At 35.2% G+C, this 25,544-nt stretch carries 21 protein-coding genes; 8 read left to right on the forward strand and 13 right to left on the reverse strand.

The features are described from left to right. Window positions 1-45 precede the first annotated feature (45 nt). Window positions 46-2,307 carry an aconitate hydratase gene (locus BIW12_RS11040; RefSeq protein WP_071185158.1) on the forward strand — a complete coding sequence of 754 codons (2,262 nt, stop codon included), beginning with the start codon at window positions 46-48 and terminating at the stop codon, window positions 2,305-2,307. Between the two features lie 212 nt (window positions 2,308-2,519). Next, window positions 2,520-3,974: a peptidoglycan endopeptidase gene (locus BIW12_RS11045; RefSeq protein ID WP_071185159.1), complete on the forward strand. Its 1,455-nt coding sequence runs from the start codon at window positions 2,520-2,522 to the stop codon at window positions 3,972-3,974. Between the two features lie 62 nt (window positions 3,975-4,036). Here BIW12_RS11045 and BIW12_RS11050 read toward each other — a convergent pair whose 3' ends face one another. Together BIW12_RS11050 and BIW12_RS11055 are read right to left on the reverse strand one after the other, a co-directional pair. Then, a complete protein-coding gene (locus BIW12_RS11050; RefSeq protein ID WP_071186345.1) occupies window positions 4,037-5,155 on the reverse strand; it encodes a lactonase family protein in 1,119 nt (372 codons plus the stop codon). 100 nt (window positions 5,156-5,255) lie between these two features. Beyond that, a complete protein-coding gene (locus BIW12_RS11055) occupies window positions 5,256-6,659 on the reverse strand; it encodes a Do family serine endopeptidase (RefSeq protein ID WP_071185160.1) in 1,404 nt (467 codons plus the stop codon). A gap of 135 nt (window positions 6,660-6,794) precedes the next feature. Between BIW12_RS11055 and dapF the strand changes: the two genes are divergently transcribed. From dapF to BIW12_RS11080, 5 genes are all read left to right on the forward strand, one after another. Continuing rightward, a complete protein-coding gene (dapF, locus tag BIW12_RS11060) occupies window positions 6,795-7,577 on the forward strand; it encodes a diaminopimelate epimerase (protein ID WP_071185161.1) in 783 nt (260 codons plus the stop codon). A gap of 24 nt (window positions 7,578-7,601) precedes the next feature. Further along, a complete protein-coding gene (locus tag BIW12_RS11065; protein ID WP_071185162.1) occupies window positions 7,602-8,135 on the forward strand; it encodes a GNAT family N-acetyltransferase in 534 nt (177 codons plus the stop codon). Window positions 8,136-8,145: 10 nt separating this feature from the next. Further along, window positions 8,146-9,186, forward strand: coding sequence for an endolytic transglycosylase MltG (mltG, locus tag BIW12_RS11070; RefSeq protein WP_071185163.1), 1,041 nt, complete (start codon window positions 8,146-8,148; stop codon window positions 9,184-9,186). A gap of 26 nt (window positions 9,187-9,212) precedes the next feature. Next, the gene (locus BIW12_RS11075; protein WP_232227081.1) at window positions 9,213-10,103 is read left to right on the forward strand and encodes a DUF2279 domain-containing protein; all 891 of its coding nucleotides are present in this window, start codon (window positions 9,213-9,215) and stop codon (window positions 10,101-10,103) included. Between the two features lie 97 nt (window positions 10,104-10,200). Next, complete coding sequence (locus BIW12_RS11080) at window positions 10,201-10,839, forward strand: peptidoglycan-binding protein LysM (protein ID WP_071185164.1); 639 nt, start codon at window positions 10,201-10,203, stop codon at window positions 10,837-10,839. 232 nt (window positions 10,840-11,071) lie between these two features. Here BIW12_RS11080 and scpA read toward each other — a convergent pair whose 3' ends face one another. The 7 genes from scpA to BIW12_RS11115 form a co-directional block, all read right to left on the reverse strand. Then, on the reverse strand, window positions 11,072-13,243 hold the full coding sequence (scpA, locus tag BIW12_RS11085) for a methylmalonyl-CoA mutase (RefSeq protein WP_071185165.1): 2,172 nt from the start codon (window positions 13,241-13,243) through the stop codon (window positions 11,072-11,074). Between the two features lie 2 nt (window positions 13,244-13,245). Then, the gene (locus BIW12_RS16575) at window positions 13,246-14,025 is read right to left on the reverse strand and encodes an energy transducer TonB (RefSeq protein WP_071185166.1); all 780 of its coding nucleotides are present in this window, start codon (window positions 14,023-14,025) and stop codon (window positions 13,246-13,248) included. Window position 14,026: 1 nt separating this feature from the next. Then, entirely contained in the window at window positions 14,027-15,394 is a 1,368-nt protein-coding gene (locus BIW12_RS11095; RefSeq protein WP_071185167.1) for a methylmalonyl-CoA mutase subunit beta, read from the reverse strand. Window positions 15,395-15,519: 125 nt separating this feature from the next. After that, the gene (locus BIW12_RS11100) at window positions 15,520-15,846 is read right to left on the reverse strand and encodes an FtsB family cell division protein (protein WP_071185168.1); all 327 of its coding nucleotides are present in this window, start codon (window positions 15,844-15,846) and stop codon (window positions 15,520-15,522) included. Between the two features lie 94 nt (window positions 15,847-15,940). Beyond that, on the reverse strand, window positions 15,941-16,549 hold the full coding sequence (gene udk / locus BIW12_RS11105) for a uridine kinase (RefSeq protein ID WP_071185169.1): 609 nt from the start codon (window positions 16,547-16,549) through the stop codon (window positions 15,941-15,943). Window positions 16,550-16,797: 248 nt separating this feature from the next. Then, complete coding sequence (locus BIW12_RS11110) at window positions 16,798-17,589, reverse strand: hypothetical protein (protein WP_071185170.1); 792 nt, start codon at window positions 17,587-17,589, stop codon at window positions 16,798-16,800. A 482-nt stretch (window positions 17,590-18,071) separates the two neighbouring features. After that, complete coding sequence (locus BIW12_RS11115) at window positions 18,072-18,953, reverse strand: SDR family oxidoreductase (protein ID WP_071185171.1); 882 nt, start codon at window positions 18,951-18,953, stop codon at window positions 18,072-18,074. A 292-nt stretch (window positions 18,954-19,245) separates the two neighbouring features. On the opposite strand from BIW12_RS11115, the gene BIW12_RS11120 reads away from it, so the two are divergent. After that, the gene (locus tag BIW12_RS11120; RefSeq protein WP_071185172.1) at window positions 19,246-21,393 is read left to right on the forward strand and encodes a cation:proton antiporter; all 2,148 of its coding nucleotides are present in this window, start codon (window positions 19,246-19,248) and stop codon (window positions 21,391-21,393) included. A 19-nt stretch (window positions 21,394-21,412) separates the two neighbouring features. Here the strand turns inward: BIW12_RS11120 and BIW12_RS11125 are convergent, their stop codons facing one another. The 4 genes from BIW12_RS11125 to dnaA all read right to left on the reverse strand — a co-directional run bounded on the left by BIW12_RS11125 (window position 21,413) and on the right by dnaA (window position 25,416). Then, window positions 21,413-22,540, reverse strand: coding sequence for a methionine aminotransferase (locus tag BIW12_RS11125; RefSeq protein ID WP_071185173.1), 1,128 nt, complete (start codon window positions 22,538-22,540; stop codon window positions 21,413-21,415). A gap of 233 nt (window positions 22,541-22,773) precedes the next feature. Further along, window positions 22,774-23,496, reverse strand: coding sequence for an SAM-dependent methyltransferase (locus tag BIW12_RS11130; protein ID WP_071185174.1), 723 nt, complete (start codon window positions 23,494-23,496; stop codon window positions 22,774-22,776). Window positions 23,497-23,513: 17 nt separating this feature from the next. Next, on the reverse strand, window positions 23,514-23,981 hold the full coding sequence (locus BIW12_RS11135; RefSeq protein WP_071185175.1) for a low molecular weight protein-tyrosine-phosphatase: 468 nt from the start codon (window positions 23,979-23,981) through the stop codon (window positions 23,514-23,516). Window positions 23,982-23,988: 7 nt separating this feature from the next. After that, entirely contained in the window at window positions 23,989-25,416 is a 1,428-nt protein-coding gene (dnaA, locus tag BIW12_RS11140; protein ID WP_071185176.1) for a chromosomal replication initiator protein DnaA, read from the reverse strand. Between the last annotated feature and the right edge of the window lie 128 nt (window positions 25,417-25,544).

Here is a 25,544-nt window from a genome sequence, read left to right on the forward strand (position 1 = left end):
ATATTGTATGGTTTAAAATAGAATAACATAAAATATATAGAACTTATGGCTTTTGATATTGAAATGATTCAAAAAGTGTATGCTAACATGGCGAGTCGTGTTGATGCAGCACGTAAAATTGTTGGTCGTCCGCTTACTTTAACAGAGAAAATTTTATACAGTCATCTTTGGGATGGTATTGCGAAGCAAGCCTACGGAAGAGGGGTTGATTATGTTGATTTTGCTCCTGATAGAGTGGCTTGTCAGGATGCGACTGCACAAATGGCTTTGTTGCAATTTATGCATGCTGGGAAGTCAAAGGTGGCAGTGCCTACAACGGTTCACTGTGATCACTTAATCCAGGCTAAAGTTGGAGCTTCTACGGATTTAGCTGTAGCAAACACTCAATCTAAAGAGGTGTTTGATTTTTTGTCATCAGTTTCGAATAAATATGGTATTGGTTTTTGGAAACCGGGATCAGGAATTATTCACCAAATTGTGTTGGAAAATTACGCGTTCCCAGGCGGAATGATGATTGGTACCGATTCACATACTGTAAACGCAGGAGGATTAGGCATGCTGGCAATTGGAGTTGGTGGAGCTGATGCTGTCGATGTAATGTCGGGGATGTCGTGGGAGTTGAAATTTCCTAAATTAATTGGTGTAAAATTAACCGGAAAATTATCGGGTTGGACAGCTCCTAAAGACGTAATATTAAAAGTGGCTGATATTCTGACTGTAAAAGGAGGAACAGGAGCTGTTGTTGAGTATTTTGGTGAAGGTGCAACCAATATGTCTTGTACCGGTAAAGGGACTATTTGTAACATGGGAGCAGAAATTGGTGCTACAACTTCTACTTTTGGATATGATGATTCTATGAGAAGGTATTTAGCAGCAACAGGACGTCAGGATGTTGTGGATGCAGCGGATAAAGTAGCTTCTTATTTAACGGCTGATACTGAAGTTTATGCTAATCCGGAGCAATATTTTGACCAGTTAATTGAAATTAATTTATCAGAATTAGAACCTCATATTAATGGTCCATTTACTCCAGACAGAGGAACTCCGGTTTCAAAAATGAAAGCAGAGGCCGAGGCTAATGGATGGCCGTTAAAAGTAGAGTGGGGATTAATTGGTTCTTGTACTAATTCTTCATATGAAGATATGGCTCGTGCGGCTTCTATAGTAAATCAGGCGGTTGAATTAGGGATAACTCCCAAAGCGGAGTTTGGTATTAATCCGGGATCTGAGCAAATTCGTTATACTATCGAGAGGGATGGTATAATTGCTACTTTCGAAAAAATGGGTACTAAAGTGTTTACCAATGCTTGTGGGCCATGTATAGGACAATGGGATAGAGCAGGAGCTGATAAGGGCGAAAAAAATACTATCGTACATTCTTTTAATCGTAATTTTTCAAAACGTGCGGATGGAAATCCCAATACTCATGCTTTTGTGACTTCACCGGAAATGGTTGCTGCTTTGGCAATTTCAGGAAGATTGGATTTTAATCCTTTGACTGATACTTTAATTAATGATAAAGGAGAGGAAGTAAGGTTAAGTACTCCTTATGGAGATGAATTACCATCAAGAGGATTTGATGTGGAAGATGCAGGTTTTCAGCCTCCGGCAGAAGACGGTACAGGAGTAGAGGTAGTGGTTTCTCCTACATCGGACAGATTGCAGCTTTTAGCACCTTTCGAAGCTTGGGATGGTAAAAATATTGTGGATGCTAAATTGTTGATTAAAGCTTATGGGAAATGTACAACTGATCATATTTCTATGGCAGGACCTTGGTTGCGCTACCGAGGGCATTTAGATAATATTTCGAACAATATGTTGATTGGAGCGGTTAATGCCTACAATCAGAATACGAATTCTGTTAAAAATCAACTTACGGGAGTGTATGATGCTGTTCCTGCTGTAGCGCGAGCTTATAAAGCTGCCGGGATTCCTTCAATTGTTGTGGGGGATCATAATTATGGCGAGGGTTCTTCTCGCGAGCATGCCGCTATGGAACCTCGTTTCTTGGGGGTGAAAGCAGTATTGGTGAAATCATTTGCCCGTATCCATGAAACGAATTTGAAAAAACAAGGGATGTTGGCATTGACTTTTGCTAATGAAACGGATTATGATAAAATTCAGGAAGATGACACGATCAATTTTGTTGATTTAGTCGATTTTGCTCCGGGAAAACCCTTAACCCTTGAGTTTGTTCATGCTGATGGTTCTAAAGATAAGGTTGTGGCTAATCATACTTACAATGAAAGTCAAATAGCATGGTTTGTTGCCGGTTCAGCATTGAATTTGATTGCAGCTCAAGTATAATTTATTTTTTATTGCGATATAATGCGTTCTGTTTAATCAGGACACATTTTTTTTAAATATATGCTAAAAAATAACTTAAAGTACTGGTAAGATTGGGTTTATTGGTATTAAAATGTTAAATTCGCTTTTATCAATTTTTTGTTGTTAGAAAATCCTTTATTTTCTAATGTGTTGTAAATGAGTGAGCTGTATTATTAATTTAAAAAAGTTTTATGAGGTCTAAATTTTGGATTGTTTTCTTGGTTCTGTTTTGTAAGTTTAATGGTTTTTCTCAGGAAAAATACATGAAGCACACAGTAGCTAAAGGAGAAACAATATCTAAAATTGCAGAACAGTATAATATAAAACCAGCCGCTATTTATGAAATTAATCCCGATGCTAAGAAAGGAATAAAATTCAAAGAAATTTTGTTGGTACCGGTTGCTATATCAGCCATCAAAAAACCGTTGGTTGAAGTCTCTAAATCAAATGTTGCTCAAAAAGAACATATAGTTTTGGCTAAAGAAACTTTGTATGGGATAGCTAAACAATACGGAGTTAAAGTTGCTGATTTATATGCTTTGAATCCTCTGTTAGAGAAAAGAGGTTTGCAAGTTGGGAATACTGTTAATGTACCGGTTGTTGAATCGAAGGATTTAATAGCAGAGAATACTATTCCTCAAAAGGAAGTTTCAAAAGCAGAAATTAAAGAGGTTAAAAAAGAACTTATTTCTCAGCCAATTCCTGTAAAGGAAGATACTTTGGTGGTTGTTGTTAATGATTTTAAAGGGAATATTTTAAAAGAAGTATTAGCAAAAGAAACACTTTATGGTATTGCTAAAGAATATGGCGTTTCAGTAGCTGATATTGAAAAAGCCAATCCAATATTAGAAAAACAAGCACTAAGAATCGGTCAGAAAATTGTAATTCCAACTACCAATAAGCGATTGTTTGAAGAAAATAGCGGTGTTGCTGTTAATAAAGAGGAAGTAAAGGTTGAATCTAAAAAGGAGTCGGCTACAATTGTAGTAAGTGAAGAAGTTAAGGTTACAGATGATATTCAGGTAGAGTTGAGTCATGAAGTTTTAGCTAAAGAAACGAAATACGGAATTGCAAAACAATACGGACTTACGGTAAAAGAGTTAGAAAATCAGAATCCTAAGATTGTAAATAAGCTTTTAGTAGGTGAAAAATTAACAATTCGTACATCTAAATTAAATGCTAAACCAGCAGTAAAATTTGATTTTAGTGATGATTCTTTTACAACTGATATGGTTGGTAATGATGTAAAATCTATTTATGGACCTGATTTTATAGACCAATTGATTTCCAGAGCTTCCGAAAATATTGGTGTACGTTACAGAGCTGGAGGTACTACTAAGGAAGGTTTTGATTGTTCGGGTTTGATGTGTTCTACTTTTGGAGCATTTGATATTCAGTTGCCAAGGTCGTCTTTTGAGCAGTCACATTACGGAGTGAAAATTGATGCTGAAAATGCTCAAAAAGGAGATTTAATATTTTTCAAGACTAATGGAAGAAGTCAAATTAATCATGTAGGAATGGTTGTTGAAGTTACTGATGGAGATATTAAATTTATTCACGCTTCTGTTGGCGGAGGTGTTATTATTTCGTCAATAAAAGAAAAATATTATAGTACGAGAGTAACTCAAATCAATCGGGTTTTATAGAATTTGAATTGAAATTATAAACAAAAAAAGTGCTGCTATAGCACTTTTTTTGTTTTAAAAACTTAAATGTTTTTTATTTTAACACAGGAGATGTTTTTAAGTTTCAATTCGCTTACTTTTTTTAATAAACCTGTTTTTGGATTTCTTTTAAAAACAATTACGTTTTCACTATTCATATTGGCAACAATCAAAAACTTTCCGGAAGGGCTAATAGCAAAATTACGAGGGTGATTTCCTAAACTGGATTGGGTAGCAACACTTTTTAGTGTGCCGTTTTTTTGGATACCGTAAATAGAGATACTATTTTCAATTCCTCTATTCGAAACATATAAAAATTTTCCATCTGAGCTAATGAGAATTTCAGCACTGCCAAAATCTTTTGACTCTTTTTTAGATTGAATTTTAATTCTCTCAATAAGGTTTAGCTGCCCTTTTTCAAAGGTGTATGAGCTAATGGCTCCGGCAATTTCTTCAATAGAATACCCCCATTTTTTATTGGGATGAAACGCAAAATGTCTAGGGCCACTTCCCGGAGTACTTTTTACAAAATTACTGTTGCTGATATCTAAAGGTTCTTTTTTGTTGTTGTCAAAAGGAAAGATTCTAATTTTATCAGCACCCAGATCAGGAGAAATAATATAGTTGTTGTCTGGAGAAAAAAACACCGAATGTACGTGAGAACTTTTTTGTCTTTCAGGATTGATGCTTCCTTCAGTAAAAGGGATGTGTTGTACAATTGGATTTATTTTTCCATCTTCTGCAATAGGAAATATTGAGATGCTGCTTCCTGTATAATTCGCGTCGACAAGCCATTTTCCGGTGTGATCTAATGAAAGATAGACAGGGTTTTCTCCATTTGTTTTTTGACTGTTTAAAAATGTCAGACTTTTGTTTTGAGGGTCAAATTTAAAACTGCTAACACTGCCTGCGTTTGGGGTTTTGCTTTCGGTACAGGCATATATAAATTGACCTTCATTTGATATACTCAAATAAGAAGGATTTGAAATGTTACTGATACTGGTTATTTTAGATAATTTACCTTTAATGGTATCTAATTGGTAAATATAGATTCCTTCTGCGCTTTTATCAGGGGTATAAGAACCAAAAAAGACATAGCTGTTTTGAGAATAAGTAATGTGAAAACTAATTAAAGCGAGTAATAGTAGGAATGGTTTTTTCAAGTTTTTAGTTTTATGGGTAGAAGTTAAAAGTATTTCTTTTTTTATAAAAAACAAAAGCCAGTAAAATTACCGGCTTTTTAGATAGTGAGTTGTTCAAAAATTAAATAATAATTCGAATAATTTCTCCGTTTTTATTAATCATTTCAATTCGAACGCTTTGACGTTCGTCTTTGTTGTTCAAAAGTTTTGAAGCCGTTTCAATGTCTTTGATTTTGACATTGTCTATACTTATAATGATATTACCTTTTAATTCTTCGGCGTATTGGCTTAAGTTTTCGTTGTTAATTGATTTGATTTTTACACCATAATCAACACGGAATTTCTTTTTATCAGCGGCCGAAATATTCTCTAATTCGATTCCTTTGAACTCGGTATTAAAAAATTCATTTTTGCTCAATGTAACAGGAATAGTTTGGCTGTTGCCTTCTCTGATAATGGTTACCGCTACTTTGTCATTTGGTCGCTTGGTATTAATATATCCGGATAAATCAGCAAAAGTCGCAATATTTTGGTTGTCAATTTTTATGATAATATCACCTTTTTTCAAACCTGATTTATCGGCTCCGGTATTTTTTCGAACATTATTAATATAGAAACCTTCCGTTTGTTTGATACCTAATTCTTTGGATGCTTTTGCATTCAGCTCACCACCTTCAACTCCTAAAATTCCGCGTTGTACATTACCAAATTCCATAATATCTTCGATTATTTTTCGGGTAATATTAGACGGAACTGCAAAAGAATAACCTACGTAGGAACCTGTCATAGAAGTAATCATGGTGTTGATTCCAATTAAATCACCACGGGTGTTTACTAATGCGCCACCACTGTTTCCCGGGTTTACTGCAGCATCTGTCTGGATAAAAGACTGAATGCCATCAGTACCAAGATTTCTGGCTTTTGCCGATACAATTCCCGCAGTTACTGTAGAGGTCAGATTATACGGATTTCCTACTGCAAGTACCCATTCGCCCACTTTTACATCGTCGGAATTTCCAAAAGTGCTATAAGGTAATTTTTCATCGGCATCAATTTTTAGTAGCGCAATGTCCATTTTAGAATCGGTGCCAATCAATTTTGCTTTATATGATTTTTTGTTGTTTAAGGTAATTTCAATTTCTGAAGCATCTTTTACTACGTGATTATTGGTTACAATATAGCCGTCTTCCGAAATGATAACCCCTGAACCCGTACCTACCTGTTCCTGAGATTGTCCTCCACCTCTGTAGCCGTAGAAAAATTCAAGAATAGGGTCGCTTACTTTTTGATACGAAACGTTTTTTACGTGAACAACTGTATGGATAGTTTTATCTGCTGCTTCCGTAAAATCTAATACGTTTGAAGATAAGCCAACTCTTTTTGCGTAAGGGTCAGAAGCTAGTGTTGTTAAGGTTTTTTTGTCATTCGAAAAATAACCGTCATTGTCAAATAATAATTTATAAGCCCCTAAAGTAGTGGCTCCACTTAAAAGTGAGACTAAAAATAGACTTGAGAATTGTTTCATAATAGCTAACAGTTTTTGTTATTTGTAAAGTAAATTTATAATGAAAATCGAATGTTAAAAAACACTTTAACGCTGTTTAACAATGATTAACATTTCATTAATAGTTTGTACTTTTGTAAAACAAATTTAGAAATAATGTTAATACAATTTTATAAATACCAAGGTACCGGAAACGATTTTGTAATCATCGATAATCGTACCAATTTTTTTCCGAAAGAAGATACGAAACTAATTGAACGTCTTTGTGACAGACGATTTGGAATAGGAGCGGACGGATTGATGTTGCTTGAAAATGATCCAGAAACCGATTTTAAAATGGTGTATTACAATTCAGATGGGAATCAAAGTACTATGTGTGGAAATGGTGGAAGATGTCTGGTCGCTTTTGCGAAACAATTAAATGTAATTGGTGATAGTACTTCATTTAATGCTGTAGATGGATTGCATCATGCTTCAGTCGATAAAGACGGAATTGTTTCTTTGCAAATGATTGATGTTGATAGTATAAAAATTAACCCGGATTATAGTTTTTTAAATACAGGTTCGCCGCATCATGTACAATTAGTGGATGATTTAGAACATTATAATGTAAAAGAAAACGGTGCTGCCATTCGTTACGGAGAATTGTATGGCAAAGCAGGAAGTAATATCAATTTTGTAAAAAAAATAGATAATTCCACTTTTGCACTTCGTACCTATGAACGTGGAGTAGAAGACGAAACCTTAGCTTGTGGAACCGGGGCAACTGCAGCAGCTATTGCAATGAACGCTACCGGACAAACCGATTTGACTGCTATTAACATGAATGTTGAAGGTGGAAAATTATCAGTTTCTTTCGAAAAAGAAGGTAATAAATATGTTAATGTTTTCCTGAACGGTCCGGCAAAATTTGTTTTTGAAGGTACTATCGAAATATAATCATCAATAGAAACTCACTTCAAAATGATTACTTTAAAAGGAGATAATATCTACATACGAGCATTAGAACCCAATGATTTGGAATTTATTTATGCCGTAGAAAATGATCAAAGTATTTGGGAAGTGAGCAATACTCAAACTCCTTATAGCCGATTTTTAATTCGTCAATATCTTGAAAATGCGCATCAGGATATTTATGAAGCCAAGCAATTGCGATTAGCCATTTGTCAGGATCAGGATTTTCCGGCCTTGGGTTTAATTGATTTGTTTGATTTTGATCCTAAAAATAATAGGGCAGGAGTAGGGATTATGATTTTAAATGATGCGAATAGAAATCTGAAAATTGGTTCTGAAGCATTAGAATTATTGATTCGCTATTCATTCCATCATCTTAATTTACATCAGTTGTATGCAAATATTGCTATGGGAAATGAAGCAAGTAAAGCACTTTTTACTAAATTTGGCTTTCAATGTATAGGTGTTAAAAAGGATTGGAATCTTATCAACGGAGTGTATCAAGACGAAGCCATCTATCAATTAATTAATCAACAATTTTAAATTTTTAGCTTTGACCCCAAAAAAAATTATTTCAATCGCTTTTATTACGATTATTTCGGCATTGATTATTTATGGCTTTGTTTTAATTAGCCAGATATTTTCAGATAATACTAAATTTGCAGAGAACGAAGTTTATGTTCATATTCCAACCGATGCAACATACCAACAAGCCTTGGATTCGTTGACTCTTTATGTAACTAATTTAGATCGTTTTGAAATGGTCGCTAATAAAATGAGTTATCCTGAAAATGTAAAATCAGGGCGTTTCCTGTTGACCAAGGGAATGAATAGTTACGAATTGGTTAAAGCAATGCGAAACAATGTAGCTGTAAAATTAGCTTTTAACAATCAGGAACGAATAGAGAATTTAGCAGGTCGTGTAGGTTCTCAAATTGAAGCTGATAGTTTGTCTTTGTTGAATTCGTTTAAAGATTCTATATTTTTAAAAGAAAATGGTTTTACCGAAGAGAACGTTTTATCCATGTTTATCCCTAATACTTATGAGGTATATTGGAATACTTCGGCAGAGAAGTTTAGAGATAAAATGATTAAGGAATACCGTAATTTTTGGGATAAAGAGCGTGTTGCCAAAGCTGAAAAACAAGGATTAACACCCATAGAAGTAACAACATTGGCTTCTATTGTACATAAAGAATCGGTTAAAAAAGACGAAAGACCCAGAATTGCAGGTGTTTATTTAAACAGATTACGCGCTGGAATGCCACTTCAGGCTGATCCGACGGTTATTTTTGCTAAAAAGAAAAAGGATAACGATTTTAATCAGGTTATCAAACGAGTTTTCTATAACGATTTGTTTTTGAGTTCACCATACAACACTTATAAAGTGGTTGGTCTTCCTCCCGGACCTATTGCTATGCCTGATATTACGGCTTTAGAAGCAGTTTTAAATCCCGAGAAAAATGATTTTATTTATTTCTGTGCAAGTGTGGATCGTTTTGGATATCATGAATTTGCGGCTACTTTGGCAGAGCACAATATTAATGCTAAAAAATATTCTGATTGGGTGAATGCTCAGGGAATTAAAAGATAGTTTTGAAGTTTAAAAGCTTTTTTTTCTTGAGTTTGTTGCTTGCAATTTCAAATTGTGTGGCTCAAAGTGGAATACAATCTTTTTTGAAACCTTCGGATACTTTAAATATTAAAAGACAAAAAGCTGTTTTCGTTTCGGAAGCAGCTTTTTCTGCTATAAGTTTAGTCGGTTTGAACCAGTTATGGTACGCCGATTATCCAAGATCCAACTTTCATTTTATAAATGACAATCAGGAGTGGTTGCAAATGGATAAGGCTGGACATGTTTTTTCGGCTTATCATATTGGTCGTTTGGGTAGCGAAATGTTGCAATGGAGTGGTGCAGGTACTAAACAGCAATTAATTTATGGGTCAGGATTAGGATTTGCATTTTTAACCGCTGTGGAAGTCCTGGACGGTTTTTCTTCTGAATGGGGAGCTTCAACAGGGGATGTGATTGCTAATGCTAGCGGAACGGCTTTGTATGTTTCTCAGGAATTGCTTTGGAAAGAACAGCGTATTACACCCAAATTTTCTTTTCATACCACCCGATTTGCACAATACCGACCTGAAGTTTTAGGCAGTAATTTTAGCGAACAAATTTTAAAAGATTACAATGGTCAAACCTATTGGTTATCGGTCAATTTTAAGTCCTTTTTTAAAGAGGCAAAAATTCCAAAAATTTTGAATATTGCCATAGGCTATGGAGCCGATAGAATGCTGACCGGAAAAGACGAAAATTCCGTAATTATTTCAGACCTAAATCAGCCTAAATCACGACAATTTTATCTTAGTTTAGACCTCGATTTGACAAAAATTGAGACTAAATCCCATTTTTTAAAGACATTTTTTTCTGTTTTTTCAGTTTTGAAAATTCCGGCACCCACTATCGAATACTCGGCTAACGAGGGGGTTAGAGCTCATCTTTTGTATTTTTAGAAAACTTTAATATGTTGATTTACAGCTTTCTGTTAAAAAGTTGTATATTTGCATGCAGTAATTTCTAAAAGTGACAGGTTTAGAAGAAATATAATTTATGATAAAAAAATGGTATTTTTACACTAGTCTGACTGTAATTGTGGTCTTTTTAAGTTACAGTTTTAAACCACACAAATTGGATACAAATGAGTGGTTTTTTACAAAGAATAATGATGGAGTTTCATATTCATTACCATCATTAGAAAAGCAAGAATATACTAATTCGAATATTCCTTTTACAGGGAATTTCTTCATCGGCTTCAAAGAAGCAATTGGGTTTAAAGAATCCCAAAACAAGTACAAAAAAGTCAATTCATTAGGGTATTTAGGAAAGTACCAATTCGGAAATGAAACTTTAAGGTCTATTGGAATTCACGATACAGATAAATTCCTAAAGAGTCCTAAACTACAAGAAAAAGCATTTGTTGCTTTATTATCTAAAAACAAATCAATTTTAAAGGATGTTATTGCTAAATACGACGGAAAGGTCGTAAACGGTATTTTGGTAACTGAATCAGGTATTTTAGCAGCCGCTCATTTGGGTGGGGCAGGTTCAGTAAAAAAATACTTTAGAAGTAATGGCAAAAGGTACATTAGAGATGCCTACGGTACTTCTATAAGAAGTTATTTGAAAGCCTTTGGAGGTTATGACACTTCGTTTATTGTGCCTAATGTTAATGCAGTAGTTACACTTTAATTATTCAGCATAAATAGAGAAGCCCGTTTGTTTTGATGCAAATGGGCTTTTTTGGCTTGTGTACTTTAAAAAAAATATTATACTAATCGTAACTAATTCCAATCAAATTAAAATCGGATGACATAAATTTCTATCCGGCTTCGGTAGATTCATGTAATTAAAGCGGGATTTGATTTGCGTTTATTTGTGTAATTTGTGCCCGTTTTTTTAATGCTCATCTTCTAATTTTTTATCAATTTTGTTCGTCTTTTACAAAGAGACTTAGAATTGTAACTGCTATTTTACTGCTATTAGTGCCCGGTCCAAAAACCGCTGCAGCACCGGCATCAAACAGGAATTGGTAATCCTGTGGAGGAATAACCCCGCCTACAATAACCATAATATCTTCACGTCCCAGTTTTTTTAGTTCCTCGATTACTTGTGGAACCAGTGTTTTATGACCAGCGGCAAGGGAAGAAACACCCAGTATATGAACGTCATTTTCCATAGCCTGTTTAGCAGTTTCAGCCGGAGTTTGAAAAAGCGGACCAATGTCAACGTCAAAACCCATATCGGCAAATGCAGTAGCAACTACTTTTGCACCTCTATCGTGCCCGTCTTGTCCCATTTTTGCAATCATAATTCTAGGGCGCCGACCTTCTTGTTTGGCAAAAGCATCTGCCAGTTGTTTTGCTTTTTCAAAGCTTTCGTCTTCTTTTATTTCTTTACTATACACACCGCTAAAAGATTTAATTTGAGCCTTATGTCTTCCGAATACTGTTTCTAACGCCTGACTAATTTCGCCTAATGTTGCTCTTTCTCTGGCAGCATAGATGGCTAATTCCAGTAAATTTCCTGCTCCGGTTTGAGCACAAAGAGTAATTTTTTCTAAAGCTTCTTTTACTTTTAAAGTATTTCGGCTTGTTTTTACCTGATGGAGACGTTCGAGTTGTTGTGTTCGAACTTTTTCAATATCAATGTCTAAAATATTTAAAGACGCTTCTTTCTTTAATTTGAATTTATTAACGCCTACAATTATATCCTGTTTGCTGTCAATACGTGCCTGCTTTCTTGCTGCGGCTTCTTCTATTCGCAATTTTGGAATTCCAGTAGCTAATGCTTTGGTCATTCCGCCAAGGGCTTCTATTTCTTCAATTAGTTTCCATGCTTTTTCTACAATTTCATTGGTCAAACTTTCAACATAATAACTGCCGGCCCAAGGATCGACTGTTTTTGTTATTTTAGTTTCTTCTAATAAAAATAATTGAGTATTTCGCGCAATTCTAGCTGAAAAATCACTTGGCAAGGCCATAGCTTCATCTAAGGAATTGGTGTGAAGCGATTGTGTTCCGCCAAATACTGCGGCACTGGCTTCAATACAGGTACGGGCTACATTGTTAAACGGATCCTGAGCCGTTAAACTCCAACCGCTGGTTTGACAATGGGTGCGCAAGGTTAGTGATTTAGGATTTTTTGGATTAAAGCTTTTGATTAGTTTGGTCCAAATCATTCTTGCCGCTCTCATTTTGGCAATTTCCATAAAATGATTCATGCCAATTCCCCAGAAAAATGATAATCGAGGAGCAAATTCATCAATTTTCATTCCCGTTGAAAGTCCGGTTCTGATGTATTCTAATCCATCGGCAAGGGTGTAAGCTAATTCAATATCGGCAGTGGCTCCCGCTTCTTGCATGTGATAACCTGATATGGATATCGAATGGAATTTGGGCATTTTTTTGCTGACGTATTCAAAAATGGCAGCAGTAATTTTCATCGAAGCTTCCGGTGGATAAATATAAGTATTGCGTACCATGAACTCTTTTAAGATGTCATTTTGTATGGTTCCCGAAAGTTGGTCTGGCTGAACACCTTGTTCTTCTGCGGCTACGATATAAAATGCCATAATGGGTAAAACAGCTCCATTCATGGTCATCGAAACCGACATCTTATCCAATGGAATTTGGTCAAATAATATTTTGAAATCTTCAACAGTATCAATTGCTACGCCTGCTTTTCCAACATCGCCCACTACGCGTTCATGGTCGGAATCATAGCCGCGATGGGTTGCCAAATCAAATGCAATAGAAAGTCCTTCCTGTCCCGCGTTGATATTTTTTCTATAAAATGCATTGCTTTCCTCGGCAGTTGAAAAACCGGAATATTGACGAATCGTCCAGGGTTTTTGAACGTACATAGTTGTATGTGGACCGCGTAAATAAGGAGGGAAACCTGCTCCAAAATCCAAATGTTCTAAATCCTCAATGTCCTGCTCCGAATAGCTTTGTTTTAGTTCGATTCCTTCAGCTGTTACAAAGTTTTCAGCAGCTGCATTTTCTTTTTCTTTGGCAAAAGAAAATTCGAAGCTAGCATTAGCTTCGGATGGCTGAGGATTGAGTTGAATATGTCGGAGGTCTTTTCTCAACATAATTATTTTGTTTCTGGCAAGGTTTTAATTCCTCCAATTGTAAAAGGCATTGAGTACATTACTCGTACTGGTTTTCCATTTTGTATTCCGGGATTCCATTTAGGTGAAAGATTTAATACTCGAATTGTTTCTTTACCCGTTCCATAGCCAATGTCACGAAGAATTTTTATATCCGATAAGCTACCATCTTTCTCTACAATGAAGGTTGCATAAACCTTTCCTTTTAAGCCTTCTTCATCAGGTGCTTGGAAGTTGTTGTTGAAAAATTGGTAGAATTTTTCGAATCCTTCAGGAAATTTGGGTTTTACTTCTATACCTGCAGCACTGTAAATTAAATTATCATCGTCATTTATTACAGGTGTAATGCGATTTGAATTGCTGAAAGGGGCTACAGTTAAAGCGGGTTCAGTATCAGCCCAAGGATTGAACATGCCATATTTTAGACGGCAGGGTACTTTTTTTCCTGCTAAGGTTGCTGGAATCCATTTTGGGCTCAATGCCATAACACGCAATGCTTCTTTTTCATTTATATTTGGTTTAGGATTAATTACTTTAATATCAGTAATTGCACCATTTGCCTGTACAGTAAATTCTATTTGGATATTTTGTGCTCCCTTTTTTTCAGGTATCCATTTCATGTTTTTTTCAACAAAACCAATCCATTCGTTCCATCCGCCAGGAAAATAGGGCTGATTATCAACTTCTTTCTCCGAATAAATTTTAGTTTGAGCAAGCATTATTTGTGAGCTCACCAGTAAAATAAGTAAGGCAATTTTTTTCATATTATTTTTCTGTTTCTAGTCGTTCTTGTTCTAATTTTTCTGCCAATCTTTTTTCTATAATTGGCGTAATCAGGGTTTTTCGAGGCTTTATTTTTACAAAAGGATACAATTCGATTTGCTCTTTCATTTTGTCTTTTGGATTCAAATATTTATTGGTTCCAATAAGAATCTCTTTACCCGAATCAAAAAGTTGTTGTTCTTTATCGGCGCTTTCCTGAATTTTTCTTTTGATAATTCCGTCGTTCAATTGCTTTAAAAAGCCACCATTGGCTTCTATTTCTTTAAACAAAGTCAAGGCTTTTTCGGCCAGTTGTTGTGTTAGGGTTTCGATGTAATAACTTCCGTCGGCAGGATTGTTTACTTTGTCAAAATAGCTTTCGTTTTTAAGAATCAGTAATTGATTGCGGGCTATTCGGTCTCCAAATTCATTGTTTTTATGATAAATGGAATCGTAAGACAAATTGGCAATGGCATCCGCCCCGCCTAAAATTGCCGACATACATTCGGTCGTGGTGCGCAACATATTGATATTGTAATCATACAATGTTTTGTTGCGTTTTGTAGGCGTTACCAAAATATGACAATCTTTATCGTGATAATATTCTTTTGCAATCAATTGAAATAACAAGCGTAGCGCACGCAATTTGGCGATTTCAAAAAAGTAATTGCTTCCTACGGCAACTTCAAAAACAATGGCTTGATGAATAGTTGGAATCCGGTTTAGGTATTCATTGGCGTGAGCCAGACTATAAGCAATTTGTTGAACGATGTTCGCTCCTGCATTTTGATATAAAGCAGAATTAATGCTGATTAAAGAACTTTCTCTGGTTGTTTTCGACAATAAACGAAGCGTTTCAAAATTGTCTTTTTCTTTGGTCGAAAACCAATTGCCTTCTTTGGCTAATTGTCCAATAGGATCCAGATTGTAAAATACAGTAGCTTTTTTTTGTTCTACAATGGTATTAACTTTCGAAATAAAAGCAACCGATAAAAACTTTAAGTCAAAGTAAATTGCCGTGTTTTTCAGCGGAAGTTTTTCCAACAGTTTTTGGATGTCAACAGATTCATTTTCGATTGTAAATCGTAAACTTTCGGCTCCTCTTTTTAAAGAATCCAAGGCTCTTTCTACGGATTTTTCTACATCAAAGACAAAAATGTTTTGGCAGATTTTAAATTGCGATGCTTTTGTGGCAGCCGTGGTGGTTTTACTAAAATCATCCCGATGGTAAAAGGGTTTGACTTTAATATCTTCTGGCGAATTCCAAACCAAGCTTTCGTTATAATCGGCTCCATCCAATTCAAACTGGATTTTTTGTTTCCATTGCTTTGATGAAACAGGGTCGAAATCTTCGAATAGATTAGTAGCCATTTTAATTTGATTTTTTGAAGCTTTGCTTCTGTTTTTTTACCGCAGACCTATCTGCCGACAGGCAGGTTACACAGATTTGCACAGATTTTTTTTAGTTCTGTGTAAACTTCGAGAAAGTTAATAATTTATTGTTTCTTTTCGATAGTGTCGCCTTCAAATTCAATGATGTAAATATCCTCACTGTCTTTTTTCATATAGTATTTTTCGCGGGCATATTTTTCTACCTGCTGCGGATTTTTAAGCTGCTTAATTTGGGCTTCATCCTTTATAATTTCTTCCTGATAATAGGTTTTATTGTCTTCTAATTCTTCAATTTGGTCGTTTAAAACACTGTGGTCAAAATAGGAGTAATTGTCTAAAAATAGCATCCAGGTTACAAAAAACAATAAGGACCAAATGTATTTGTTGCTTAAAAATTGAAACCAGGCTTTGTCTTTATAGGGGTTTTTCATTAGTTTTTTTATGTCAGGTTAAACTAAAATCAGCTTTTGATAAAAGTAAAACGGCATTAGTATTTTAGTGTGTTATTATAAAATTACAATAAAATTATAGAATTTTTTGATTTATTACTGTGCGAAGCATGTCTATGGCTACGGTGTTGTATTTGTTGTTGGGGATAATAATATCGGCAAATGCTTTTGTAGGCTCAATAAACTGTTCGTGCATGGGTTTTAAGGTTTGTTGATAACGGTTTAAAACTTCATCCATATCACGACCGCGCTCGGCAATGTCTCTTTTTAGTCGGCGGATGAGTCTTTCGTCGGCGTCGGCATGAACGTAGATTTTGATGTCAAACAAATCCCTTAATTGGGCATGAGCCAAAATTAAAATTCCTTCCACAATCATTACTTTTCGGGGATGTGTGCTGATGCTGTCTTCGGTACGGTTGTGGGTCACAAAAGAATATACGGGCTGCTGAATGGTTTTGCCTTCCTTGAGTTCCTGCAAATGTGTGACTAATAAGTCGAAATCGATGGCTCTGGGATGATCAAAATTGATTAAAGCGCGTTCGTCATAACTGAGATTGGTCGTTTTTTTATAATAAGAATCCTGAGAAATAACGCCTACTTCGGCATCAGGCAATTGCTTCATGATTTGGTGCACCACCGTTGTTTTTCCACTTCCTGTTCCGCCTGCAATTCCTATAATGAGCATAAAATGGTTTTGTAGTTATTATAAAACAAAAATAGGAATTTAATCGCATTAGGCCACGGATAACACAGATTAAACGGATTAATACGGATAGTTTTTTGGAAACGTTAAAAGAAACGGTCTGTTTTTGCTCCTCAAAGTCTTTGACTTTGAGAAAGCGTTTTGCTGTCTGTGACAGCTATAGTATCGGTTGTAAACCGATAATCACTGCCGCAAAGTTGCAAACTTTGCGGAGTTAAGGTGTTTTTTATTTAGGGTTTCTTTTTTTGGGTATATTGTTTTTTAAGTCTTGTGTTTATTTCATTTAGATACGAAGAGCTTTTTAAGCTATTATTTTTTATTGTATCCAGTTTGTTTAAAATTTGAATGCTTTGTTTTGTTTTTACCTCAGAATCATTTTCTAAAGGATTCCATATACCTAATAATCCTAAAATTAATGCAATTACTATCCCAAACCAAGCTGCACAAATATTCTGTCTATGTTTTCTATCTTCTTTTGACTTAAAATTATGCTTCACTAATTGAATAAGTTCTTGACTAGGAAATATAAGGCCAAATACAGTATCATTAATTAAATCATAATATTCATTTAACAGCCCTCCTTTAAGAATTATTTGATTGTTTGAATCTTTAATTAAATCCGGTTGATTGGTAAGAAGATAATCTCCATTAGTGTTTAAAATTAATTGATTGCCATTTTGTGAAATTGAAGAATCAAACTCTGAATATAGTGCTTCGAAGGACGATACTGGTTGTTTAGTCGTGATTAAAGATATATAGCGGTTTTCTTTTAGGTATTTCAAAAGAACAAGTAATTCAAAAAGTTCATAATTAGATTTTCTTATTTCATTAATATCATTATAAAGATTTGGCTCAATATAAAACAGGATGTCTTTTGTAGTGTGATTTACAATTAAAGCTTTTTTGGTGTCTTTTGTAAAGAAATTATCTTGGAGAAACTTGCTACAAGTTGCCATAGAACTTACATCTATATTAGCTATTTGTTTTATTATTAACTTTTCTTTTGTATTAAATTCTCTCATATTTGTTTCTGATAGTATAGACTAAAATTTTTTTAGCGTTTTATAATTTCTCAAATATATCAATAAATATTTACAGAAAGTAACTTGGTATTTTTTTGCTTTTCTATTGAATTCTGAAAAGTAATACTGAGATTCCTCCTTCGTCGGAATGACAAACTGGGCGGTTTTGGCTTGTGTGAAACTTTTTTAAGGTATTTATATCCACAATCTTGTCATTCCGACGAAGGAGGAATCTTCACAAGTAACTCCGTTTTTAATTGAAAATATTGAAAATCAGTGTAGAGATTACTTCGACTTTTAATCATGATTAGAGTTCTTCCTTGTAAAGACAAACTTGATAGTGTTGGGTTCGCGTTAAGGATGGAAGCGGTATCCTTTTGTGGAGTCCCGAAACTTCGGGACTTCACAAAAGATATAGCGTACAGCCTGACCTCGCCGTAACAGAGTGGAGGCGGGGGAACGCTCAAAAAAATAAAAAGGTTTTATTTATTCTTCTTGGCTTTAATCATCATTTCGAGTTGGTCCCAAAGTTCTTCAGGAATGGCTTCCAGAATGTTAAATTGTCCGGCGCCTTTGAGCCATTCGCCACCGTCAATTACCACGACTTCACCGTTGATGTAAGCTGAGAAATCAGAAACCAGATAAGCGGCCAAATTGGCTAATTCCTGATGGTCACCCACGCGTTTGAGTGGTACTTTTTTAGCCATATCAAATTTTTCGGCAAGATTACCGGGAAGCAATCTGTCCCAGGCGCCTTTGGTAGGAAATGGTCCTGGCGCAATGGCATTGGTTCGGATGCCGTATTTAGCCCATTCCACGGCAAGACTTCGGGTCATGGCGAGAACGCCTGCCTTGGCAGTGGCGCTGGGCACCACATAGGCTGAACCCGTCCAGGCATAGGTGGTCACAATATTTAAAACGGTAGCCGAAGTTTGCTTGCTGTCAATCCAGTGTTTTCCAAAAGCCAGGGTGCAGTTTTTGGTTCCTTTTAGAACAATATCAATAATGGTATCAAAGGCATTAGCCGATAAGCGTTCGGTAGGAGAGATGAAGTTGCCCGCAGCGTTGTTGAGTAAAATATCTACTTTGTCAAAAGCCTTCAAGACTTGTTGCAACATGTTTTCGACTTCTTCATAATGACGCACATCACATTGTAGAGGCAAACAAATTCCGCCAGTTTCCGCTTCTAATTCGGCAGCCGTATTTTTCAATTTCTCTAAATCGCGGGAAGTGATGGCTACTTTAGCGCCCAGTTCCAGGAAATATTTGGTCATAGCTTTTCCCAGTCCGCTACCTCCACCGGTAACAACAATTACTTTTCCTTGGAGGGCATCGTCCCGTAACATTTTTTGGCTAAAGTTCATTTGTTTATCGTTTTATGGTAAATATACAAATTAGACTAATTTTTTCAGGAATTTAAAATTAAGATTTTTTAATTGAAAGCTCCCAATGTCACAAAATTGAAGCTATTTGAATATTAAATCTGTCTTAAATTAAATTAATCGTGCGGTGTTTTATGTATATGTTTTTATATTTGTTAAAATGACCTTGTGTTTGTTGCAGCAAAATAATTGTGTTTTTTTGTTGTTAAGTCAGTTTTTAGAACATTCGATTCTTTTAAACTAACGAATCATTTATTAAAAAATAAATCAAAATATGACCGATTTTATAAATCACCTAATACATGAATTTGAATTGCCATTAGGAAACCCCGTATTGGTTTTTTCATTGATTTTGTTCATTATATTATTGTCTCCCATTCTTTTAAAAAGGCTGAATATTCCCGGTATTATTGGTTTAATCATTTCGGGAGTTGTTATTGGACCTCATGGTTTGAATATTTTGGAAAAAAATTCAGCTATCGATTTGTTTTCGACTATCGGATTGTTGTATATCATGTTTATAGCCGGCTTAGAATTGGATATGAATGAGTTTAAGGCTAATAGAAATAAGAGTCTTCTGTTTGGTTTTTGCACCTTTATTTTTCCGTTGGCTATAGGTTTCCCAGTCTGTTTTTATTTTTTAAACTATGATTTTAATGCTAGTTTTTTAACAGCCAGTATGTTTGCAACTCATACTCTGGTGGCGTATCCTATTGTGAGTAAATTAGGAATAGTGAAAAATCAGGCGGTGGCCATAACCATTGGTGGAACCATACTTACCGATACGGCAGTATTGATTATTCTGGCGGTAATTATGGGTAATACGAATGGAAATCTTAATCAGGAGTTTTGGTTGCGATTAGGGATTTCTCTGGCAATTTTTTCGGCCATTATGTTTTTGCTTATTCCAAAAATTGCCAAATGGTTTTTTCGAAAGTTGGAAAGCGAAAAACATTCTCATTATATATTTGTTCTATCGGTAGTATTTTTTGCTGCTTTTTTAGCCGAAGTGGCCGGAGTTGAACCTATAATTGGAGCTTTTGTGGCTGGTTTGGCCTTGAATAAATTAATTCCGCATTCTTCTGCATTGATGAACAGAATTGAGTTTATTGGGAATTCTTTGTTTATACCGTTTTTCCTGATAAGTGTAGGAATGTTAGTCGATACCAGTGTTATTTTGAAAGGACCTACCGCACTTATCGTGGCGGGAACGCTTTCGGTTGTAGCTTTGTTGGGAAAATGGGTTGCAGCATTGATTACCCAGTACACGCTTAAGTATTCTAAAGTACAAAGACAGCTCATTTTTGGTTTAAGTAGTGCGCATGCTGCGGCTACTTTAGCGGTGATATTGGTAGGTTATAAAGCGAATATTCTGGATGAGAATATCTTAAATGGTACTATTATTTTGATTCTAATAACCTGTGTTATTGCTTCATTTGTTACCGAAAAAGCAGCCAAGCAAATTGTTATTGAATCTGAAAATGATAAAACTGATTTGGTAGTTGCTAATAAACTCAATGAAGAGCATATTTTACTTCCCATAGCCAGTATTAAAAAAATTGAAAAATTACTCGAATTTTCAATATTGATTAAGGATAAAAAATCACCTAATCCCGTATCGATTCTATCTGTGGTTTCTAATGATAAAGAGGCTGAATCTAACATTATTAAAACCCGAAATAAGTTAGAAGAATTTGTAAGGCAAGGCTCGGCAACCGAGACAAAAGTGAATGCAATTACAACTATAGATCATAATATTACCAGTGGAGTTGCGCGTATTTCCAGAGAAATTATGGCAAATATTATTGTTATGGGCTGGCCGGTGCGCAGTGGTGTATTGGATAAATTAATTGGCGAAAAAACTGAAAGTATTTTAGAGAATACAGATAAAACCGTTTTTATTTGCGATTTGGTTAAGCCATTGGTGCTTCATAAGCGAATTTTGGTAGTAGTACCACCGTTGGCTGAACACGAAAATGGCTTTGATTTATGGGTTGTAAAGATAGCTAAGTTGGCACAGGAACTCAGTATTCCTTTGTTTTTAGAATGCAATCCGGCTACCCAAAAAGCAGTTGAAAAATTCTCAGTAGAGATGAAATTGAACATTAAAATGACAATAAATATCTTTGAGGATTGGGAAGATTTTCTGGTATTGTCGAGAAAAATAAATGAAGATGATTTGTTTGTTCTTATTTCTGCAAGAAAAGGTTCTGCTTCATACATGAATTTACTTGAAAAATTGCCGTTTAAATTAGGTAAACATTTTCCAGACAACAATAAGTTTGTGATTTATCCGCAACAATTTGATAATGCCTATACGGCTCAACGTTATGAAGATCTTTCGTCGCAACCATTAAACATAGGTATTGAAACCATACAAAAAATTGGAAAAGATATTGGAAGTATTTTTAAAGGAAAATAAAACCGGGAATTTTTTTCTGTTAGATTTTGTAAAGTCTCCTCGCTGCTTCTTCTAAGGTGGCGTTGTCTTTGGCAAAACAAAAGCGGATTAAATGTAAATCTTTGCCTTTTTCGTAGAAATTAGAAATAGGAATCGCCGCTACACCGTGTTCGATGATAAGGTGCTTGCAAAAATCTACATCATTTTCATTTGAAATGGCTTCGTAGGATACGACCTGAAAATAAGTGCCTTCGCATGGCATTAATTTGAATCGGCTCTTTGAAAGTAATTGCCTGAAATAATCCCTTTTTTGCTGATAGAAACTACCAATTTCGTCAACCGAAACAATGTCTAAATAGTCACTTATGGCAGCTTGCGAAAGACTGTTTACGCTGAAAACCAGAAATTGATGCACTTTTTTGATTTCTTTCATCAAATGTTCGGGAGCAACTAAATATCCGATTTTCCAACCCGTGATATGAAAAGTCTTTCCAAAAGAGGAAGCTACTACAGCCCGATTGCGAAGTAGTTCGCGGGTGTGAATCGAAATGTGTTTTTCTTCGAAAGTAATGTATTCATAAACTTCGTCAGAAAGCAAAATGATTTTAGGGAATTTTTCAAACAGTGTTTCTAAGGCTTCAAAATCCGCTTCATTAAGTATTTTTCCCGTTGGATTGTGCGGATTGTTGATGATAATCATTTTGGTTTTCGCAGAGCAGGCGGCTTCAATGTTTTCCCAATTAGGAGTATAATCATCATTTAATGCTACGCGAACGGGCTTCGCATTGCATAATAAAATAGGCGCTTCGTACGAATCATAACTGGGATCTAAAATGATTACTTCGTCCTCACTTTCTACCAAGGCTTGAATGCTTGTGAAAATACCTTGGGTTGCTCCGGTAGTAACCAAAATTTCGGTTTCAGCCTGAACGGTTCTTTGGTAGGAATACGCAACAAGAGAAGCGATTTTTGACAACAAAGGAGGATAACCCGCCATCGGAGTGTATTGGTGAATGTCTTCATTAGCCAATTGAGCCACAATAGCAGTCAGTTTTTCATCAATTGGAAAGTTAGGAAAACCTTGTGATAAATTAATAGCATTGTATTCTGCAGCCATTTTTGACATGACTGTAAAAATGCTGGTGATAGTGTTGGGAAGTTTAGACATGCTTTACTTTTTTGAAAGGCTAAAAGTAAGGAATCGTACTGAGAAAATAAATTCTGGTCTATTAAACCATATAAGTCATATAAGTTTTTAATAACTTAATGAAGTTTGTAGATGAGTTTATATAAGGGAATAATATTGAAATATTTTCTTTATTTCAGCTTATGTGCGCTAAAATAATGTAAGCTCAAAAGCTTTAAAAAAAAAACTTATATGACTTATATGTTTTTAAAGAACTACATTTTATGAATAATAAAAATAGTAGGACGCTTATGTAAATCGATAGCTTCTTTTTTCCATGCCGAAATTTTCTTAGTCTTGATGTATTCGGTTGGTAAAGTAATATCAGTTGCGATACATAAATATGTTTCCGGATGTAATGTTTGGATTAAATCTTCCAGTAATTTATTATTGCGATATGGTGTTTCAATAAAAATCTGGGATTGATTTTTTTCGAATGAGATTCTTTCTAAGCTCTTGAAACTCGCTCTTTTTTCGTCTTTTTCAATCGGTAAATAGCCGTGAAAAGTAAAACTTTGGCCATTCATTCCAGAAGCCATCATGGCTAATAAAATAGATGAAGGTCCTACTAATGGAATTACCTGAATTCCTCTGTCGTGTGCCAGTTTTACAATTACAGCACCGGGGTCGGCAACTCCGGGACAACCGGCTTCGCTCATTAAGCCTACATTTTTTCCTTCTAATAATGGTTTGATGAAATCCAGATGTTCTTTGGCTTCAGTATGTTTGTTTAATGCAAAAAGCACTAAGTCTGCTTGTTTTTTTTCGGGATGAACCGCTTTGATGGATTTTCGGGCGGTTTTTTCGTTTTCGACAATATAATAATCAATAAAATCAATAGTTCTTTTTACGGTTTGCGGTAAAACATCCATCGGGTCACATTCTCCCATTGTAGTTGGGATTAAATAGAGTTTTCCTAAAAGAGGGGTTGAATTCATTGTGAATTTTTTTAGAGTTAGCCGTGATTGGCTTTTAGTTTTGATGCAATGATTTCGCAAGCTTCATCAAGCATTTGGAAAACCATTTCAAATCCATTGGAGATGCCGTAATAAGGATCAGGAACATCGACATTTTCATTAGGATATAATTCGTTTAGAATGATTTCAACTTTTTCTTTTTGCTCATCATTTTTGGCTAAACGAATCACGTCTCTAAAGTTGGATTTATCCATCACATAGATGTAATCAAAAGTTTCGAAATCCTCAACTTTGAATAGTCTGGCTCTTTGAGTAGAAATATCTAATTGGTGTTTTTTGGCAACAGCAATAGAACGTGCGTCGGGTTGATTTCCTGAGTGCCAGGCGCCAGTACCGGCAGAATCAACAAAGAATTTATCTTTTGGTAGTTTGGAAGCCAAAATTCCTTCGGCTAAAGGTGACCGACAAATATTGCCCAAACATACCATTAAAATCTTTACAGACATAAGGTTTTTATAGCGTTAGTTTTTTGTGGATGTCTTCGACAAATTTTTTGAATTGTTTGTCGGTTGCTACCAAATTATCTACAGTTTTACAAGCGTGTAGTACTGTTGCGTGATCACGATCACCAATTTGAGAACCAATATTTGCCAAAGACGATTTAGTGAATTTTTTAGCGAAAAACATCGCTAACTGCCTCGCTTGAACTACGTGCCTTTTCCTCGTTTTTGATTGCAAAGTCTCTACGTCCAATTGGAAATAATCGGAAACGATTTTTTGAATGTAATCTATAGAAATTTCACGTTTTACATTCTTGACAAATTTCTCAACTACGCTCTTCGCCAGTTCGATAGTAACTTCTTTTTTGTTGAAAGAAGATTGTGCAATCAACGATATAATAGCACCTTCCAGTTCACGAACATTAGATTTAATGTTGCGGGCTACGTATTCGATAATTTCGTCGGGCATTTCCACACCATCGCGGTACAAGATGTTTTTTAGAATCGAAATTCTGGTCTCGTAATCCGGTTGGTGCAATTCGGCTGATAATCCCCATTTGAAACGGGATAATAAGCGTTGCTCAATATCCTGCATGTCCACAGGTGCTTTGTCAGAAGTCAGGATAACCTGCTTTCCGTTTTGGTGCAAATAATTGAAAATATGGAAAAATACATCTTGTGTTCCTGATTTTCCTGATAGGAATTGAACATCGTCGATGATTAATACATCAATTAATTGGTAGAAATGAATAAAGTCATTTCGGTTATTTTTCTTTACAGAGTCTATATATTGTTGCGTGAAGATTTCAGCAGAAATATACAAGACCGTTTTTTCAGGATATTTGTCTTTAATCTCAACTCCAATAGCATGCGCTAAATGCGTTTTCCCTAATCCAACACCTCCAAAAATCAATAATGGATTAAATGAAGTTCCTCCAGGTTTATTGGCTACAGCCATACCTGCCGAACGAGCCAGACGGTTAGAATCTCCTTCAAGGAAATTGTCAAAACTATAATTAGCGTTTAGTTGTGATTCGATTTTTAAATTTCTGATCCCTGGAATTACAAAAGGATTTTTTAATTCAGGATCCAGATTTTTTAAAGGAGCATCAACATTTTGCGGTTTTACAGGAGAACGGTTGGCACTTGGCAATTGTTCCGTAAACGGCTGTTTGTTGCCATAAGTGTTCTCCATTTTAATTTTATAAAGTAACTTTGCGTTTTTACCAAGTTCTTTAGTAAGGGCAACTTTTAATAGTTTAACATAGTGTTCTTCTAACCATTCGTAGAAAAATTTACTAGGAACCTGAATATATAATGCGTTATCGGTAAGTTCAACTGACTTGATTGGCTCAAACCAAGTTTTATAGGCTTGGTCTTGAATATTGTCTTTTATAAAAGACAAACAGTTATCCCATACTGATTGAGCAGTTTTGTTCATAAATTCTGTTAAATTATTATATTTTTTATTCTGTTTTTTGAAGTAAATAATATCGTTAAAGATGTTATTTCTCGGGGTAACAAATATGTGAACAATTTTCGTTAAAAAAAAATAAATAGGGGTTGATT

This window comes from Flavobacterium commune, assembly GCF_001857965.1.
Classification (GTDB): Bacteria; Bacteroidota; Bacteroidia; order Flavobacteriales; family Flavobacteriaceae; genus Flavobacterium; species Flavobacterium commune.